The sequence below is a fragment of the Rahnella variigena genome, assembly GCF_003610915.1.
Lineage (GTDB): Bacteria > Pseudomonadota > Gammaproteobacteria > Enterobacterales > Enterobacteriaceae > Rahnella > Rahnella variigena.
Map to the genome: position 1 here is coordinate 3,648,644 of NZ_NSDJ01000001.1, position 17,609 is coordinate 3,666,252.

General features: G+C 50.5%; 14 protein-coding genes. 6 read left to right on the forward strand and 8 right to left on the reverse strand.

Annotated elements, in window-relative coordinates:
• The first annotated feature begins 17 nt into the window (after nt 1-17).
• Entirely contained in the window at nt 18-2,162 is a 2,145-nt protein-coding gene (yccS, locus tag CKQ54_RS16885) for a YccS family putative transporter (protein ID WP_120161274.1), read from the forward strand.
• A 27-nt stretch (nt 2,163-2,189) separates the two neighbouring features.
• On the opposite strand, the gene CKQ54_RS16890 is transcribed toward yccS, so the two are convergent.
• A complete protein-coding gene (locus tag CKQ54_RS16890; RefSeq protein ID WP_120161272.1) occupies nt 2,190-2,819 on the reverse strand; it encodes a TfoX/Sxy family DNA transformation protein in 630 nt (209 codons plus the stop codon).
• 216 nt (nt 2,820-3,035) lie between these two features.
• Here CKQ54_RS16890 and sulA point away from each other — a divergent pair, with 216 nt between their 5' ends.
• Nucleotides 3,036-3,542, forward strand: coding sequence for an SOS-induced cell division inhibitor SulA (sulA, locus tag CKQ54_RS16895; protein WP_120161270.1), 507 nt, complete (start codon nt 3,036-3,038; stop codon nt 3,540-3,542).
• Nucleotides 3,543-3,899: 357 nt separating this feature from the next.
• The gene (gene ompA, locus CKQ54_RS16900; RefSeq protein WP_112287383.1) at nt 3,900-4,973 is read left to right on the forward strand and encodes a porin OmpA; all 1,074 of its coding nucleotides are present in this window, start codon (nt 3,900-3,902) and stop codon (nt 4,971-4,973) included.
• Nucleotides 4,974-5,110: 137 nt separating this feature from the next.
• Here ompA and matP read toward each other — a convergent pair whose 3' ends face one another.
• A complete protein-coding gene (gene matP, locus CKQ54_RS16905) occupies nt 5,111-5,569 on the reverse strand; it encodes a macrodomain Ter protein MatP (protein WP_112287382.1) in 459 nt (152 codons plus the stop codon).
• Between the two features lie 209 nt (nt 5,570-5,778).
• Between matP and CKQ54_RS16910 the strand changes: the two genes are divergently transcribed.
• Together CKQ54_RS16910 and fabA are read left to right on the forward strand one after the other, a co-directional pair.
• Complete coding sequence (locus tag CKQ54_RS16910) at nt 5,779-7,545, forward strand: AAA family ATPase (RefSeq protein WP_120161268.1); 1,767 nt, start codon at nt 5,779-5,781, stop codon at nt 7,543-7,545.
• 68 nt (nt 7,546-7,613) lie between these two features.
• Complete coding sequence (gene fabA / locus CKQ54_RS16915; RefSeq protein WP_013574872.1) at nt 7,614-8,132, forward strand: bifunctional 3-hydroxydecanoyl-ACP dehydratase/trans-2-decenoyl-ACP isomerase; 519 nt, start codon at nt 7,614-7,616, stop codon at nt 8,130-8,132.
• 154 nt (nt 8,133-8,286) lie between these two features.
• Here fabA and rmf read toward each other — a convergent pair whose 3' ends face one another.
• The 6 genes from rmf to rlmKL form a co-directional block, all read right to left on the reverse strand.
• Complete coding sequence (rmf, locus tag CKQ54_RS16920) at nt 8,287-8,454, reverse strand: ribosome modulation factor (protein WP_013574871.1); 168 nt, start codon at nt 8,452-8,454, stop codon at nt 8,287-8,289.
• A 275-nt stretch (nt 8,455-8,729) separates the two neighbouring features.
• Complete coding sequence (gene pqiC, locus CKQ54_RS16930) at nt 8,730-9,299, reverse strand: membrane integrity-associated transporter subunit PqiC (RefSeq protein WP_120161266.1); 570 nt, start codon at nt 9,297-9,299, stop codon at nt 8,730-8,732.
• Entirely contained in the window at nt 9,299-10,951 is a 1,653-nt protein-coding gene (gene pqiB, locus CKQ54_RS16935) for an intermembrane transport protein PqiB (protein WP_120161265.1), read from the reverse strand. Before pqiB ends, pqiC begins: the two co-directional genes overlap by 1 nt.
• Nucleotides 10,938-12,239 carry a membrane integrity-associated transporter subunit PqiA gene (gene pqiA, locus CKQ54_RS16940; RefSeq protein ID WP_181955481.1) on the reverse strand — a complete coding sequence of 434 codons (1,302 nt, stop codon included), beginning with the start codon at nt 12,237-12,239 and terminating at the stop codon, nt 10,938-10,940. Before pqiA ends, pqiB begins: the two co-directional genes overlap by 14 nt.
• A 47-nt stretch (nt 12,240-12,286) precedes the next feature.
• Nucleotides 12,287-14,191, reverse strand: coding sequence for an ABC transporter ATP-binding protein (locus tag CKQ54_RS16945; RefSeq protein WP_120161263.1), 1,905 nt, complete (start codon nt 14,189-14,191; stop codon nt 12,287-12,289).
• 5 nt (nt 14,192-14,196) lie between these two features.
• Nucleotides 14,197-16,317 carry a bifunctional 23S rRNA (guanine(2069)-N(7))-methyltransferase RlmK/23S rRNA (guanine(2445)-N(2))-methyltransferase RlmL gene (gene rlmKL, locus CKQ54_RS16950; protein ID WP_120161261.1) on the reverse strand — a complete coding sequence of 707 codons (2,121 nt, stop codon included), beginning with the start codon at nt 16,315-16,317 and terminating at the stop codon, nt 14,197-14,199.
• 110 nt (nt 16,318-16,427) lie between these two features.
• Between rlmKL and CKQ54_RS16955 the strand changes: the two genes are divergently transcribed.
• Nucleotides 16,428-17,531, forward strand: coding sequence for a YcbX family protein (locus CKQ54_RS16955; protein ID WP_120161259.1), 1,104 nt, complete (start codon nt 16,428-16,430; stop codon nt 17,529-17,531).
• The last annotated feature ends 78 nt before the right edge of the window (nt 17,532-17,609 follow it).

A 17,609-nucleotide genomic window follows, 5' to 3' on the forward strand; every position in this document is an offset into this window, starting at 1 on the left:
TAAGGTGGGGTTTTTTAGTGCTTTCGATTGCACCGGGCTTAAGGCGTTATGCCTATAACAGCAATGTTCTTTATCACATCAGGATTTTCATTGCTCTGGCAGGCGCGGCCGCCGTTCCATGGTGGCTGGGTGAGATTACGCTGACTATCCCGCTGACGCTCGGTGTCGTCGCCGCCGCGCTGGCTGATCTTGACGATCGTCTAGCCGGCAGGCTGCGCAATTTGCTGATTACGCTGGTATGCTTTTTCATCGCTTCAGCGTCAATCGAATTACTTTTCCCCTATCCCTGGCTATTTGCGCCGGGACTGATGCTTTCCACCTGCGGGTTTATTCTGCTCGGCGCACTCGGCCAGCGTTATGCCACTATTGCTTTTGGCGCGCTGCTGATCGCCATCTATACCATGCTTGGTACGAGCATGTATCACATCTGGTATCAGCAACCACTGCTCCTGCTGGCCGGTGCCATCTGGTATAACCTGCTGACGCTGGCCGGGCATATTATCTTTCCTATCCGGCCACTACAGGATCAGATTTCACGCTGCTTCACACAACTCGCGGCGTATCTGGAAGCCAAAGCGACCTTGTTCGACCCCGATCAGGAAGACAATAATCAGCAACTGGTTGAGCTGGCGATGGCTAACGGACAGCTGGTTTCCACGCTTAATCAGACTAAAAATACGCTGCAAACCCGTCTGAAAGGTGACCGCGGTCAGAAAGGAACGCGCAGGACTTTGCATTATTATTTCGTGGTGCAGGATATTCACGAACGCGCGAGTTCGTCGCATGTGAAGTATCTAAAGCTGAGTGAACAATTCCATCACAGTGACATTCTGTTCCGTTTCCAGCGGCTGATGAGTATGCAAGCCCGGGCCTGTTTGCAGCTGTCACAATGCATTTTATATCGTCAGAAATATCAGCATAACACCCAATTTGAGCGGGCGTTTGCGCGGCTGGAAGAAGCATTGAAACGCCTGGAATCTCAGGGCGAGCATCGTGAAATGTTGCAGGCGTTACGCCATCTTTTACGCAATCTGCACGCCATTGATGCACAACTGGCCAATATTGAATCCGAACAGTCACTGCCTGAGAATAATGAAACCGGGAAAAACACGTTTGCCGAAGATCGCCTGACGGGAGTTGATGATATCTGGCTGCGTATATCGCGGCACTTCACGCCGCAGTCAGTATTATTCCGCCATGCGGTGCGTATGTCAGTCGTTCTGTTTGTCGGTTACGTGTTTCTTCAGGTCAGTGGTTTACATCATGGCTACTGGATATTGCTCACCAGTTTGTTTGTCTGTCAGCCGAACTATAGCGCCACACGCCGCAGGCTGGCGTTAAGGATTATCGGCACTCTTGCCGGTATCGCGCTGGGTATTCCGATACTGTACTTCGTGCCTTCTATTGACGGGCAAATGATCCTGATCGTTATCAGCGGTTTATTATTCTTCGCCTTTCGCACGGTGCAATATGCGCAGGCAACGATGTTTATTACCCTGCTGGTGTTGTTGTGTTTCAACTTGCTGGGAGAGGGTTTTGAAATCGCCATACCCCGCGTCATCGATACGCTGATTGGGTGTGGTATTGCCTGGGCTGCAGTGACATTTATCTGGCCGGACTGGAAATTCAGGCAAATCGACCGCGTTGTCAGCAAAACTTTCGATGCCAACTGCCGCTACCTTGACGCTATTTTGGTGCAATACCATCAGGGAAAAGACAACAGTCTCGATTATCGTCTGGCACGCCGTGATGCGCATAACTGTGATGCGGAACTGGCGTCAGTAGTCTCGAATATGAGTTCGGAGAAAAATAACGACACAACGACTCTGGATGCCGCATTCCGCTTGCTGTGCCTCAACCATACGATGCTGAGCTATATTTCTGCGCTCGGGGCACATCGTGAAAAACTCGAAGATGCTGAAACCCTGAGCTTGCTGGATGATGCAGTGTGCTGCGTGGACGGGGCTCTGCACCATCTGCCTGCTGAATCCGGGCGTATTCAGCAGGCTCTTGAAAATCTCAGTGCCCGCATTCAGATGAGAACCCCGGATTCGGACAGTAAAGAACAGCTGGTATTGCAACAAATTGGATTACTGGTGGCTCATTTACCTGAACTCACCAGTCTTAACAGTAAAATCTTGCCTGCTCATAACCCGGTCTGACAACCCGCAGCCATCATGTGCTGCGGGTTAGTGCGTCATCGGATACTTTTCTTGCTGATGGTTGAACCAGTGAGTTAAAAACTCTCTCGACGCCGTCGGCAAGGCCGCTTCATGAAAACCTAAAATTGCGCCTTCCAGTGCCATCAGCAAATTAATGCCCAAATTCTTTTTTTTTATTGCACACAATTTCAGGTATGCCCCGCACGCACCTTGCATCCGAAGGTCCCCCGAATTCTCGATACCGACTTGCCACAGCATCCGCTCAAGAGCCAGCGAGAGATTAGGTAAGTCTTTCAAACGTGATGCTTCACTGTTTTTCTTTGCTTCAATTTCACGACGCATCCCTTTGATTGAAACTCTCGCCAGTCTCAGCAAAATGTGGGGATCACTCCACTGCTCATGACTGACTTTGAAATAGCGTAAATGCACATCCATCCCGCGCTTGCGGTAGATCAGACGTTCCATTTTTTTCCGACAAAAATGACCTTCTGTATCATCATTCGCCCTCAGGAATAATTCTCCGTCAGACACCAGACCAAACATGGCTCGATCGGCCGATAAACTGAATCCGCCAAACTGCGTTCGCGATCGTATATTGCCCAGTGGGGCAAACAGTTCCAGACATTCAAGTACTCTTTTTTTTGATTTATTTATCATTGCGTTATCCTTTTCACATTCATTCCTGACTTCCAATTTGAATTACCAGAACCGCTAAATGCAAAATACGCAATGTCGTGAGTGGCAACAAACATAAAATGCAGTTGCAGTGTATTGCCTTCAATATTTGCGAGATGTCTTGGAAAAATTGGGTTGATCTTTGCTCATCGCCAGAGTACTGTACATCCATACAGTAACTCACTGGGGTACATCTCTATGCGAACTCAACACCATACAAATCATCATTTTAGTCAGCTTGCTTTGCCCGTTTCCCGTGCACAGGTAAATACGTCTGCATCCTTGAATAATGGTCTGATCACTGAGTTCGTCTATAGTGCGAGCCAACCTGCTTTTGCTCAGTTACTGCTGCCCCTGCTGCAACATCTCGGCATGCAATCACGCTGGTTGTTGTGGCTGACACCACAACAAAAATTGAGCCGCCACTGGTTATCAGAGTCCGGGCTACCGGTGGATAAAATGGTGCAGGTGAATCAGATCACTGCGATGTCTACTGTCGATGCCATGGAAAAAGCATTGCAAACGGGTAACTACAGTGTCGTGCTTGGATGGTTGCCAGATTTGAATGATGCAGAGAGGGAAAGATTACAAATTGCTGCCCGTCAGGGGGGAGCTTACGGCTTCATCATGAAGCCAACAAATGAACAGAATTCAGCTAGTGGACATCACTCAACAGTAAAAATTCACTCTTCTGTGTACCATTAGTTCAAAATAGGAATGTTCCTACGAAAATAATGGGGAACTTAGTGATTTGTGCTGCGAAAGCTCCGGAACCCAGTAAAAACGGGCTTCCTGAATGTAGATTGTCTTCGAAAATTGTCAGTAATTGGTCAAAGCCGTTAAGAAATGTGTACGTTTTTCCCTTTTTTTCCACGGTGTTAACACATCAAGCTTGTAAGTTTCGCGCCACGTTGTAGACTTTACAACGCCAAGGTTGCTCAATAATGCCAACGTAAAGTGGCAAGTTCTGAAATGAAGCAATAATCTTGGCGTAAGGATTTTAACCAAGGGCTTAAAAAGCTTAAAGCTCAATTGCCTATTTGGATGATAACGAGGCGCAAAATGAAAAAGACAGCTATCGCATTAGCAGTGGCACTGGCAGGTTTCGCTACCGTAGCGCAAGCCGCCCCTAAAGATAACACCTGGTATACCGGTGGTAAATTGGGCTGGTCCCAATACCATGACACTGGTTTCGCAAATGCTTACGAAGGTATCGGCAACGGCCCTACCCACGAGAGCCAACTGGGTGCAGGTGCGTTCTTGGGTTACCAAGCGAACCAATACCTGGGCTTTGAAATGGGATATGACTGGCTTGGCCGTATGCCTTACAAAGGCAGCGTAAACAATGGCGCGTTCAAAGCACAAGGCGTTCAGCTGGCTGCTAAACTGAGCTACCCACTGACTGACGATCTGGACATCTATACCCGTCTGGGTGGTATGGTTTGGCGTGCAGACGCTAAAGGTAACTTCGACAATGGCGCAGCTGGCCGCGTAAGCGATCACGACACCGGTGTTTCTCCACTGGCAGCCGTTGGTCTTGAATACGCAGTGACCAAAAACTGGGCTACCCGTCTGGATTACCAGTGGGTTAACAACATCGGTGACGCTGCTACTGTTGGCGCACGTCCTGATAACGGCATGCTGGCTGTGGGTGTTTCTTACCGTTTCGGTCAAGAAGAAGCTGCTCCAGTTGTTGCTCCAGCACCAGCACCAGCTCCAGTTGTTGAGACTAAGAAATTCACTCTGAAATCTGACGTTCTCTTCAACTTCAACAAAGCAACTCTGAAACCAGAAGGCCAACAGGCTCTGGATCAGCTGTACAGCCAGTTGAGCTCAATCGATCCTAAAGACGGTTCTGTTATCGTTCTGGGTTACACCGACCGTATCGGTTCAGAACAATACAACCAGAAACTGTCTGAGCAACGTGCTCAGAGCGTAGTAGATTACCTGGTATCTAAAGGTATCCCTGCTAACAAGATCTCTGCACAAGGCCAGGGTAAATCTAACCCAGTTACCGGTTCTACCTGTGACTCCGTTAAAGGCCGTGCTGCTCTGATCGACTGCCTGGCACCAGACCGTCGTGTAGAAATCGAAGTTAAAGGCTACAAAGATACTGTTACTCAGCCACAGGCTTAATAACACTCTTTAGCTTTTGCTACAGATATCAAAAACCCCGCCTCGGCGGGGTTTTTTTATGTCTTCTTATGAAAAGTCAGGGAAATGCCTTCTGATGAGAAAGTCTGTGAAGAATTCGGGGAAGGAAGAAGAGAGACTCAGCTCTCTTTTTTACCGAGGATTTGTTCCAGATCTTCTTTAAGAGAAGACATCTGATTTGCGTACTTCTCTTTACGTTCCGCATCTTCAAGCAACTGAATGATCGTATCAGACAATGTTGCTCCGCGCCTTTGCGCCAGTCCAGCCAGTCGCTGCCAGACAAGAAATTCCAGGTCAATGGACTTCTTACGCGTATGCTGATGTTCAGCATTAAAATGACGCTTACGGCGGGCACGGATGGTTTGTTTTAGCCGATTCTCCAGAGACGGATTCATATTATTAACAATCCAATCCGTCACCTTAACAGGTTCGTTTTCCAGCCTGAGAAGTTGATTCACGGATTCTTCAGCAGCGCTGTTTTCCAAATGACGAGTAATCCGCTCACCTTCCCGGTGTTTTTTCACCAGATACTTCCATTTCCAACCGCTTTCGAGATTTTCCAGTTGCTGATATTTCATCGTGAACTCTTCGGTGACCACGTAACTTTACTAAGCATAACAGCTTTAATTCAATTTTCACCCCAAATAAACCCGCTTATTTTGCCTGTTTTTTAAGCACCCGTTCAGCAATGTGCACTAAGACCAATTGTGCTGCGACTCTGATTGTATGCAGCCGGATTTATTCTTGTATAATCGCTCTTTCCCTTTTATAGAAAACAGCTAACACATTGACCAATAACCGACTTGACTGGCAGCTTTTACTGCCCGATACCGCGCCTTACGAGGCAATTTTTGCAACGGCTTCCCAGTTAGCCCCTGTCGATTTCGCAGGCACTCAGCCCCGGCTGGAAAATGGTTTAACGCTGTTTTGTCATCCCCGTTCCCGTGCGCGTTTTATGACGCTCAAAGCGCAGGAAAATCGCGAGTACTTGTCACGCATCGCTGATGTGGTCAGCAGCCTGCTGCCGGAACAAACTGAAGTTATTGGCAACCGCTATCATATTGACGGTAATAAGGTGACGCTGCTGGCGGCTAAATCTTCAGAAGATACCTTTGCTGCAAGCTTTACCTGCCAGTACCGCGAATGGATTGAGCCGGAACAATTGTTTGGCTGTGTTCGCCTGTTTAAAGACCAGATTCAACTCGAACCGGGTCTGGTTCATCAGGTCAATGGCGGTGTTTTAGTGCTGTCTATCCGCACACTCATCGCTCAGCCACTGATGTGGTTGCGACTTAAGCAAATGATCACTGAAGGCCAGTATCACTGGGTATCTCCGGATGAGACAAAACCGTTGCCAGTGACGGTGCCTCCGATGCCTCTGGATCTGCGTCTTATTCTGGTGGGCGATCGCTTGTCGCTGGGCGACCTCAGCGATATGGAACCGGAGCTGATTGATTCTGCCATCTATGGCGAATTTGAAGCGGACCTGCCACTGACCGAAGAAAGTGACATGGAAACCTGGTGTGGTTACGTTAACACGCTGGCCGATGAGCTTGAGATCCCGCGTCTTGCTGCCGATGCCTGGCCTGAGTTTCTGAAAATTGCCATTCGCCACAGCACCGATCAGGGAAGCCTGACTCTCGATCCGGTCTGGCTGAATACTCAGCTCAGTGAAGCCGCGCTTTACAATGAAGACGAGTTGCTCAGTGCCAAATCTCTTGAAGCGGCCGCGAATGCACGTGCATGGCGCGAAAGCTACCTGCAGGAACGTATGCAGGACGAAATTGAGCTTGGGCAAATCCGTATTGAAACAGAAGGTGAAGTCGTCGGGCAGATTAACGGCCTTTCCGTTCTGGAATATCCGGGTCATCCGTGCGCTTTAGGTGAACCTTCACGTATTAGTTGTGTCGTACACACCGGCGACGGCGAATTTACCGACGTTGAACGCAAAGCTGAATTAGGCGGTAATCTGCATGCCAAAGGCATGATGATTATGCAGGCCTTTTTGATTTCCGAGTTAGAACTCGACCAGCCTCTGCCCTTCTCCGCTTCGATTGTGTTTGAGCAGTCTTACGGAGAAGTGGACGGCGACAGCGCATCCCTCGCTGAACTCTGCGCACTCATCAGTGCGTTGTCGATGCAGCCGATTAACCAGCAAATTGCGGTCACCGGCTCTGTCGATCAGTTTGGGAATGTGCAACCCATTGGTGGCGTGAATGAGAAAATCGAAGGTTTCTTCGAAGTTTGTCAGCGTCGCGGTTTGACCGGTAAGCAAGGGGTCATTCTGCCAACCAGCAACGTGCGTAATCTTTGCCTGCATCCGCAGGTTGTAGACGCCGTTCGCGAAGGCCAGTTTCACTTATGGGCAGTTGATAACGCAGCCGAAGCGCTGCCTATCCTGACCGGACTGATTTACACAAACGAAGAAGAAGCTGAAGAAGAGCGTCCGAGCCTGCTGGGATTGATTCAGCAGCGTATTGCGCTGGTCACATCGCAAGGTGGCCCGCGCTACCCGTGGCCTCTTCGCTGGTTGAACTGGTTCAGCCGCAGCTGATCGGAGTTGTTCAGCTTACAGCTGTAAGCTAAGCTTCGCCCTTCATTAAAATAAGGCTTACATAGAACATGGTAGATAAACGCGATTCCTATACGAAAGAAGACCTCGTAGCTTCTGGCCGCAGTGAACTGTTTGGCGCTGGCGGTCCTCCATTACCATCAGGCAATATGCTGATGATGGATCGCATCGTTAAGATGCAAGAAGATGGCGGCACCCATGGCAAAGGTTATGTTGAAGCTGAGTTAGATATCAATCCTGACCTGTGGTTCTTCGGCTGTCACTTTATTGGTGATCCGGTTATGCCAGGCTGTCTGGGTCTGGACGCAATGTGGCAGTTAGTCGGTTTCTATCTGGGCTGGCTCGGTGGCGAAGGCAAAGGCCGCGCACTGGGTGTAGGTGAAGTTAAATTCACCGGTCAGGTGTTGCCAACTGCAAAACTGGTTACCTACCGCCTGAATTTCAAACGTGTTATCAACCGTAAACTGATCATGGGCGTCGCTGATGGTGAAGTTCTGGTTGATGGTGTGGTGATTTACACCGCAACTGACCTGAAAGTTGGTCTGTTCAAAGACGCCGCTGCTTTCTAAGAAAGCGCATTGCTGAGTCTGATAAAACGGTGAGCCTGATGGCTCGCCGTTTTTTATGCGCATTTTTCAGCGCAGATGATATTAATGATGTTTATTACAAACAAAAACCTCCGCGCGCAGCGGAGGTTGTTCCTTATTCTGACAGGGGAGCCGCTTAAGCGGTAACGGCCCTGTCCTCCATGGCTTGTCGCCAACCCCCGAGCCAGTGTGATCGGGCATCTAATGATTGGTACGGACAAATCTCTTTTGAGCGTCCGCCAATACCTGCTTGATATCCACGTGATTGTGCCCGTTCCAGGCGATCGCGTTTTTGTCTCTTCATGCCTTATATCCCTCATTATTCAGGTCAGGTGGAAAGAAAACAGTGGCCCGCTTCTGCGTCCACACCTAACAAATAGCTGCTATCGGCAGAGAGGTCAATGCGCAAAATTCACGCCAATGTCATATTTGTGAGTTATATTATTAGATTGGGCGCGAGATAATAGTGCTAATAAAATCCTCATCTGGCTGATCACCATAAAAAAATCCCGGTGTCTGAAAAGTCAGAAGCCGGGATTTTTTACGTTTTACTTAAAAAATATTAAGCTTAAAAAATAGTCATCTTATTTGTGAGGCAATCTGGCCTGCTTCTTGCTGCCATCCGGCAGCCAGCGTTTTCACCAGCGCATCATAACCATCTTCGTTCTGTTTCAGGTTTAACGTAAAGTCGCGCTGGATCATCTGCCCGCTGCGGCTCAGCGTCCAGCTCCCGCTGATAACCACCGTGCCATCATAACGGCCGTGGAATGCGGTCACATTCACGTTCAGCACATCCTGATCATCCGAACTGACAGCCTGGGTGGAAACCAGATACCCCGGCAAGTCACGGCGCAGGTATGTCACCAGTGATTGTTGAAGTTGCTGATCCAGCGGGCTGGCCCAGAGATTATTCTGGGTCAGCGTGTACTGCACATCATTGGTCTGATAAACCAGTCCGTTACCTGACAAGTAATCAGCCACACTAACCCTTTCCACCCACAGATGGCGTTGGGTAGTCATGCCTGATGACATTGCGCTGCCCGTTGCCGGGGCGCTGTTGAGCACCGGCAACTGGTAGTAAGTTTTCTGATCACTGCTGCTACAGGCAGTCAGGAATAATGCTAAGACGACAGGTATCCATTTCATCATTATTTGGCCTTCTTCGGCTGAGGATCATCTTGCCCTGGGGCGGCGAAAATCAGTGCATTACTTTTCTGGTTAAGCGTTTTCAATACCGGTTGCAGTTCACGCAGGGTCTTATCCAGACTTTGCATGTCATTCACCATATGTCCGTATGCCGGAGAACCAGGCTGGAAGCCTTTCAGGCTGCGGTTAAGCTGAATCAACGTCTGCTGCATATCCTGTGGCAGGTTTTTCATTTCCTTGCTGCTGACAATGGCATTCAGGGACTCTATGGTCCTCTGCGTCGCTTTCATCGTCCTCTGACTTTCCGCCAGTGTGCTGGTGGCTTCACGCATCATCGGTTCGATCGGCAGATTGTTGATCTTATCGAGCGTGGTCATCAGTTTCTGTTGGATCTGCGCAAACCCGCCGCTCACCGTCGGCAACAGTTTTTGCCCGTCTATTTCCAGCGGCCCTTTCCACGGTTTCTCATTCGGATAGAAATCCAGATCAATATACATCGCCCCCGTTAGCAGGTTGGCTGATTTCATCGAAGCACGCAGACCATGAGCGATACCGTCACGGATATGCTCTTCGATATTAAAGTTACTGCCCAGCAACTGAGCGAAGCGGTCTGGTTCAATGCGGATCAGCACCGGAATACGATAATCATCCGACATCTGCTGTTTCACCACATTCATCGGATATGGCACTTCGGCCACAGTCCCCAGACGGATGCCACGGAATTCAACAGGCGCGCCAGGTTGCAGGCCGCGAATAGAATCCGAGAAGAACATGACGTAATCCATGTGACGGGTATAAAGCGATTCCTGAATGCTTTTCTGATCGTCGAAAAGCTTATAACTGTCACCATCTTTGGCTTCGTTGCCCTGCATCCAGCCATTCGGAATGTCAAAGCTGACACCACCGCTAAATAACGTGGTCAGTGAACCCATTTCGACACGCATACCGGCGGCAGACATATCGAAGTTCACGCCGCTGTCTTTCCAGAAACGAACGTTGTCAGTCACCAACGTGTCGTAAGGTGCCCGGATAAACAGCTGATATTTGATATTGCGCGCTTTCGGATCAAAGTGACTGGTTTCCACTGTACCGACCTGGAAACCTCTGAACAGCACCGGATCTCCCGGATTCAGCTGGCCTGAACGTTCACTTTCCAGACTCACGCGGATACCTTTGGCATCAGGGGAAGCCAGCGGAGGTGAATCATCCAGTTTATATTCTGATTTTTCACCGCCTTTATTGCCCGGCTGCAACTGAATATACGCACCCGACAATAATGTGCCCAAACCGGAAATACCTTCACGTCCGATTTGCGGTTTTACCACCCAGAATACAGAGTCGTCACGGAGCATTTTTTCCATGCCGGTATTCAGGCGCGCTTTAATAATGACCTGTTGCAGATCTTCACTCAGGGTCACGCTTTCCACTTTACCGACATCAACGTTACGGCTTTTGATGGTGGTCTTTCCGCCCTCAATGCCTTCAGCCGTGGTGGTGATCAATGTCACTTCCGGGCCCTGATGGCTGTAGTGGTAGAACAGTATCCAGGCGCCGATCAGTGCCGTAACAATCGGCACAATCCACACCGGCGACCAGCGTTTAATCTTTTCTACTTTGGCAGTTCCATCGTGCTCTGCCATATTATTTCCCGCCATCTTGTGGCTCCTTTGCAGACTTCATTACAGCGCGATCCCAAATGAGCCTTGGGTCAAACGTCATTGCAGCGAACATAGTGAGAATGACAACACTGGCAAAAAGCAGTGCGCCAATGTCCGGATAAATACTCATCAGTTGTCCCATCCTTACCAGAGCTGAAAGCACCGCAATAACGAACACGTCAATCATTGACCAGCGGCCAACAAATTCCACGACTTCATAAATCACGTGCAATCTTTCCCTGTCAATTTCCTTATTACTGTTTGCATCCCAGCATAACCAACCAATCGCAATCATTTTCAGCGTCGGCACCATGATACTGGCAATCAAAATCACCATAGCCACAGGATAAGAACCTTCACTCCACAGCAACACCACGCCAGCCATAATGGTGGATGGCATCGGAGTGCCGAGCACCTGGGTTATCATGATCGGCAGCAGATTGGCGGGGATATACAAAAAAATAGACGTAATGAGAAGTGCCATCGTCCATTGCAAACTGTTTTTGCGGCGCGCATGGCCGGATGTATCACAACGCCCGCACTGTTTTTGATCAACCGGCAAAATAGCCATACAACAATGGCATGAACGTAATCCCTGTGACAGTCCGCTCTCACCGACACGAAGCGGCATTTCCAGCTTCGGTGCAGGAGCAACCTGCTGCCAGATCCAGTAACGGTCAGTACACTGAAAAGCCCTGAGCTGTAAAATACAAAACAGCACAAAGGGATAGAAACTGGTGCCGACGCCGACATCACCATAAGCCATCAGCTTCACGAAACTGACCAGGACACCCGCCAGGAAAATCTCGACCATGCACCAGGCCTTCAGGCGAAAATAGTTACGGGCAATGCTGATCTGCCAGTGACTGGGTATCGATGTCCCCTGGCAAAGAATGATGATGAAAATCATGCCTAACGCAGGCATCAGTTGAACCAGAATCATAAACAGCGACGCCATGCTGGCGTAGTCGTCAGAAACTAAAACCTGGGGAATTTGAATCAGTGTAACTTCGCTTCCCAGGCCGGCAACTTTCATGTTCACGAAAGGGAAAAGGTTAGACAACAGCAGCATGAATAATGCGCTGACAGCATAGGCAATAGGGCGGCGACGCGGCTCTTTCCAGCGCGACGTCAGCGTCGTATGGCAACGCGGGCATTTTGCTTTTTGCCCGACAGCAATCTCAGGGATTGCCACCAGCAAATCGCATTGGGGACATAAAATGTGCGGATCGTGGACATGAGAACACACAAGCCAACTCCTCAATTGCGGAACGTGCAATAGCATGTGCCGCAGGAACAATCCTTCATTCCGCGGCACATGACGGGGCAGTGTTAGCCGTTTTTCTGCGCTTCCAGCGCTTCCCAACGTTCAAACGCCTGCTCTAACTCCTGCTCTGCGGCGGCTAAAGCGGTGATAACCTGCTGAGTTTCTTCATGAGGAAGTGTGAAGAAATTCGCATCACTCATTTGCTGTTGCAGCGCTTCAATTCTTTCTTCCAGCGTGCTGATTTGCGCAGGCAATTGTTCAAGCTCGCGTTGTTGATTATAGCTGAGCTTATTCGCCGTGCGTTTTACTGGTTCTGCTTTAGGTTGAGCAGCCGGTTTATTTTCGATGACTACCGCCTGACGGATTGGCTTCTGGTTACGGCGCTGATGCTGTGCGTCATGGTAACCGCCAACATAACTGTTGATCACGCCGTTGCCTTCATAAATCCAGCATTCGGTTGCTGAGTTATCAACAAATTCACGGTCATGGCTCACCAGCATTACCGTGCCCTGATAGCTGTCGATCATCTCTTCCAGCAGCTCGAGTGTTTCCACATCCAGGTCGTTGGTCGGTTCATCGAGGATCAGCAGGTTGCTGGGACGCAGGAACAGTTTTGCCAGCAGCAGACGGTTACGTTCGCCGCCTGACAGCGCTTTTACCGGCGTCATTGCACGTTTTGGATGAAACAGGAAGTCCTGCAGGTAGCCCAGCACGTGACGGGCACGACCGTTAACCATCACTTCCTGCTTACCTTCAGCGAGGTTATCCATCACGGTACGTTCAGGATCCAGCTCAGCACGGTGCTGGTCGAAATAGGCGACTTCCAGTTTGGTACCGCAGTGAACGCGGCCGCTGTCTGCCTTAATCTGACTCAACATCAGTTTCAGTAACGTCGTTTTACCGCAGCCGTTCGGGCCTATCAGTGCAATTTTGTCGCCACGCATAACCTGCGAAGAGAAATTGCTGACCAGTTGTTTACCGGCGATGCTGTAGTTAACGTCTTCCATTTCAAAGACAATCTTGCCGGAGCTTGCCGCTTCAACCACCTGCATTTTGGCGGTGCCCATCACTTCACGGCGATCGGAACGTTCTTTACGCAGGGCTTTCAGGGCGCGTACGCGGCCTTCGTTACGGGTACGGCGGGCTTTGATACCCTGACGGATCCACACTTCTTCCTGCGCCAGTTTTTTATCGAACTCAGCGTTTTGCAGTTCTTCAACGCGCAACGCTTCTTCTTTTGCCAGCAAATACGCTTCGTAATTACCCGGATAGGACACCAGTTTGCCGCGATCAAGATCGACAATGCGGGTCGCCATATTGCGGATGAAAGAACGGTCATGGGAAATGAAGATAATGCTGCCCTGGAATTCTTTCAGGAAATCTTCCAGCCACGCGATACTTTCGATATCCAGGTGGTTGGTCGGTTCGTCGAGCAGCAGAATGTGCGGCGCGCTGACCAAAGCACGTCCGAGCGCCGCTTTACGCAGCCAGCCACCAGACAGGGATTTCAGCTCTGTATCGGCATCCAGACCCAGTTTCAGTAATACTTCATTGATACGGCTGTCGAGCTGCCACAGGCCCTGATGATCGAGAATTTCCATCACCTGAGCCAGTTTGTTCATGTTCTTTTCGCTCGGGTCGGTTTCAACCAGATGCGAAATCGCGTGATACGCTTTCAGGTGTTCAGCCTGCTCGAATACGCCTTCGGAGACGAAATCGAACACTGTACCTTCGACGTTGCGCGGCGGATCCTGTTGCAGACGCGCGACAATCAAATCCTGCTCATACACGATACGGCCGTCATCAAGCGGCACTTCGCGGTTCAGGATTTTCATCAGCGTCGATTTACCGGCGCCGTTACGGCCAACAAGACAGACGCGCTCATTTGGCTCGATGTGTAATTCGGTGTTATCCAACAGCGGCGAGTCACTGAATGACAGCCAGGCACCTGACATACTAATTAACGACATAAACTTTATTTTTCCTCGCCGGCATGGGACAGCAGCCAGCAGTTATGAATCTGACGATTACGGGCGAAATCCTGTGACAGGGTTTGGCTGGTGATTTCTTTCGCGCTCAGCCCCAGCTTGCTCAATCCTTCGAGGTCCATCTGGAAGCCGCGCTTGTTGTTGGAGAACATAATGGTGCCGTTGCGACGTAAAATGCGTTTCAGATCTTTCATCAGAGCCAGATGATCACGCTGTACGTCAAAACTTTCGGCCATACGTTTAGAGTTGGAGAACGTCGGCGGATCGATAAAGATCACATCGAATTGTTCATCGCACATCCCCAGATAAGACAGACAATCTGCCTGGATCAGGCGATGCTGACGGCCGGTCAGACCGTTAGCGCGCAGGTTCTTTTCCGCCCATTCCAGATAGGTGCGGGACATATCTACCGTAGTCGTGCTGCGCGCGCCGCCCAGACCTGCATGAACACTGGCGGTGCCGGTGTAAGCAAACAGGTTGAGGAAGTCCTTACCTTTACTCATTTCACCGAGCATTTTACGGGCGATACGGTGGTCAAGGAACAAACCGGTATCAAGATAATCCGTCAGATTGACCCACAGCTTCGCGTTGAACTCTTCAACCAGCAGGAACTCGCCTTTTTGCGCAAGTTTCTCGTACTGACTGGTACCTTTCTGGCGTTCACGGGTTTTCAGGATCAACTGGCTGGATGAAATATCCAGCACTGACAGGGTGGCATTGATCACGTCAAACAAGCGCTGACGGGCTTTTTGTGCATCCACAGTTTTTGGCGGCGCATATTCCTGCACCACCACTTTGCTGCCGTAGCGGTCAACCGCCACGTTGTAATCCGGCAAATCGGCGTCATACAAGCGGTAGCATTCAATGCCCTGCTGTTTAGCCCATTTCTCCAGTTTTTTGACGTTCTTACGCAGGCGGTTTGCATAATCTTCCGCCATTTGCGTCCCGGCAGCACCGGTCGGGTTTTCAGCCAGCTGGTAGTTTTTCTGCACACATTCCAGCGGACCGTTTTTAGCTTTGAACTGGCGCTCAGCACGCAATTGCAGGCAACTCAGCAATTCCGGCGACGCACTGAACAGCGACAACTGCCAGCCACCAAACTTAGTCTTCATGATGCGACCAAGCATGTTGTGCAGCGCAATCAGCGCCGGTTCGCTTTCCAGACGTTCACCGTATGGCGGGTTACTGATGACCGTACCCACCGGACCTTCCGGCAACGGATTCACCAGTTTACCGACTTCAGCGGCTTCAAAGCTAATCAGCTCCGCCACACCGGCGCGACGGGCGTTGGCACGCGCCATCTCAATGACGCGGCGGTCAATATCAGAACCGAAGAAACGGGACGTGGTTTCCTGCACTGCACGGCGGGTACGAACCTGTGCTTCGGCGGTCAGTTCGCGCCACAGTTCGGCGTCAAATTTGTTCCAGCCGGTAAAGCCCCAGTGCTGGCGATGTAAGCCCGGCGCGCGATCGGCGGCGATCATTGCCGCTTCAATCAGCAAGGTACCGGAACCACACATCGGATCGACCATCGGCGTGCCCGCTTCCCAGCCTGAACGCATCACGATAGCCGCAGCCAGATTTTCTTTCAGCGGTGCCTGACCGGTCAGATCACGGTAGCCACGCTGATGCAGGCCTTCGCCGCTGAGATCCAACGCGACGCTGGCGGTATCACGTTGCAGGAAGACGTTTACACGAATATCGGGCTGCTGTTTCGCCACATTCGGACGCTCATCCATTTTGCGGGTAAAGCTGTCGACAATGGCGTCTTTCACTTTCAGCGCGCCGTACTGGCTGTTACGGATTTCGTCATTCAGGCCGCTGAAATGCACGGCGAACGTTTTTTCCACGCCAAAAACGGACGGCCAGTCAATCGCCATCACGCCGAGATAAAGATCCAGATCGCTGTGAACTTTGAATTCGTTCAGCGGCAACAGGATGCGCGAAGCCAGACGGCTCCACAATAAGCTACGGTACAGCAGGCGATCGTCACCTTCAAAATGCACCCCTCCCTGCACAACTTTGCAGGCTTGCGCACCCAGCGTTTCCAGTTCGCTTTTTAACAGTTCTTCCAGTCCACGCGCCGTGCTGGCAAACAAAGAGTTCATATCGACATATCACCAAAAATAAAATTGTTGCGCATTATAGCTAATCCCTGCCGCTTGTCATAAAGTCTCTGGTTATTCTTAAGACTTTATACTCTGAGAGGCAGTGTTCAGTGCCCATTCTTTCACGTTTATTTGTTCATCCGGTTAAATCGATGCGCGGCCTGCAAGTTTCACACTCGCTGGTCACGCCAACAGGACTGGCTTTCGACCGTCAGTTCATGATAACCGACCCGCAAGGCATGTTTATTACTGCCCGCCAGTATCCGAACCTCGTCCTGTTCACCCCGGTTTTGTTACCTGATGGTCTGATGCTGAGTGCGCCGGAAGGCGAAAGTATCAGCGTCAGATTTCGTGATTTCGCAGGCGTTAACTCGCCGACGGAAGTCTGGGGCAATCAGTTTACCTCACTCATCGCGCCGGAACCGGTAAATCGCTGGTTAAGTGGTTATTTAAAACGTGATGTACAGTTGCGCTGGGTCGGTGACGAACCCACCCGCCGGGTGAAGAAGCATCCCGAAGTGCCGCTGTCGTTCGCCGACGGGTTCCCGTACCTGCTGATTAACGAAGCGTCAATGCAGGATTTGCAGCGCCGCTGTCCGGGCGGTGTCAGGGTTGAACAGTTCCGGCCCAATATTGTGGTCAGTGGTGCCGAGGCTTACACAGAAGACAGCTGGCAGACCATCCGCATCGGAGAAGTCATTTTCGATCTGGTGAAGCCGTGCAGCCGCTGCATTTTTACTACGGTCAGCATCGAAAAAGGCCGCAAGCATCCGCGTGGCGAACCTCTGAAAACGTTGCAAGGTTACCGTACTGCCAGCGATGGCGACGTCGATTTCGGTCAGAACATGATTGCCCGTAACAACGGTGTGATCCGCGCGGGTGACAACGTTCAGGTGCTGGCGACCAAACCACCCCGCCCTTACAGCGCAGGCGACGTCGTTGAAAATGTCGACGCGCCAAAAAGTACCGCTCAGGAAGTCCGCATTAATTATCAGGGCACGGAGTTTACCGGCAACAATCAGCAGATTTTGCTCGAACAACTGGAGTTACAGGGATTACGTATCCCCTATTCCTGCCGTGCGGGAATTTGCGGTGCGTGCAGAATGACATTAAAAGAAGGAAATGTTGCGCCACTGAAAGAAAGTGCTGTGGGGAAAGACGGAACGATTCTGTCGTGCAGTTGCATACCGGCAACGGATATCGTGCTCGGCTAAAATATTCCGCAATTACCCAAATCCGCAATTACCCAAAATAGTTCGGGTTGCAAAAAGGCGGCAAGAGAAGGGATCCCG

Coding starts and splice junctions, on each gene's coding strand:
- CKQ54_RS16890 (WP_120161272.1), bottom strand. CDS start 2,819: ATGATAAATAAATCAAAAAAAAGAGTACTTGAATGTCTGGAACTGTTT.
- sulA (WP_120161270.1), top strand. CDS start 3,036: ATGCGAACTCAACACCATACAAATCATCATTTTAGTCAGCTTGCTTTG.
- ompA (WP_112287383.1), top strand. CDS start 3,900: ATGAAAAAGACAGCTATCGCATTAGCAGTGGCACTGGCAGGTTTCGCT.
- matP (WP_112287382.1), bottom strand. CDS start 5,569: ATGAAATATCAGCAACTGGAAAATCTCGAAAGCGGTTGGAAATGGAAG.
- fabA (WP_013574872.1), top strand. CDS start 7,614: ATGGTAGATAAACGCGATTCCTATACGAAAGAAGACCTCGTAGCTTCT.
- rmf (WP_013574871.1), bottom strand. CDS start 8,454: ATGAAGAGACAAAAACGCGATCGCCTGGAACGGGCACAATCACGTGGA.
- pqiC (WP_120161266.1), bottom strand. CDS start 9,299: ATGATGAAATGGATACCTGTCGTCTTAGCATTATTCCTGACTGCCTGT.
- pqiB (WP_120161265.1), bottom strand. CDS start 10,951: ATGGCGGGAAATAATATGGCAGAGCACGATGGAACTGCCAAAGTAGAA.
- pqiA (WP_181955481.1), bottom strand. CDS start 12,239: ATGCTATTGCACGTTCCGCAATTGAGGAGTTGGCTTGTGTGTTCTCAT.
- CKQ54_RS16945 (WP_120161263.1), bottom strand. CDS start 14,191: ATGTCGTTAATTAGTATGTCAGGTGCCTGGCTGTCATTCAGTGACTCG.
- rlmKL (WP_120161261.1), bottom strand. CDS start 16,317: ATGAACTCTTTGTTTGCCAGCACGGCGCGTGGACTGGAAGAACTGTTA.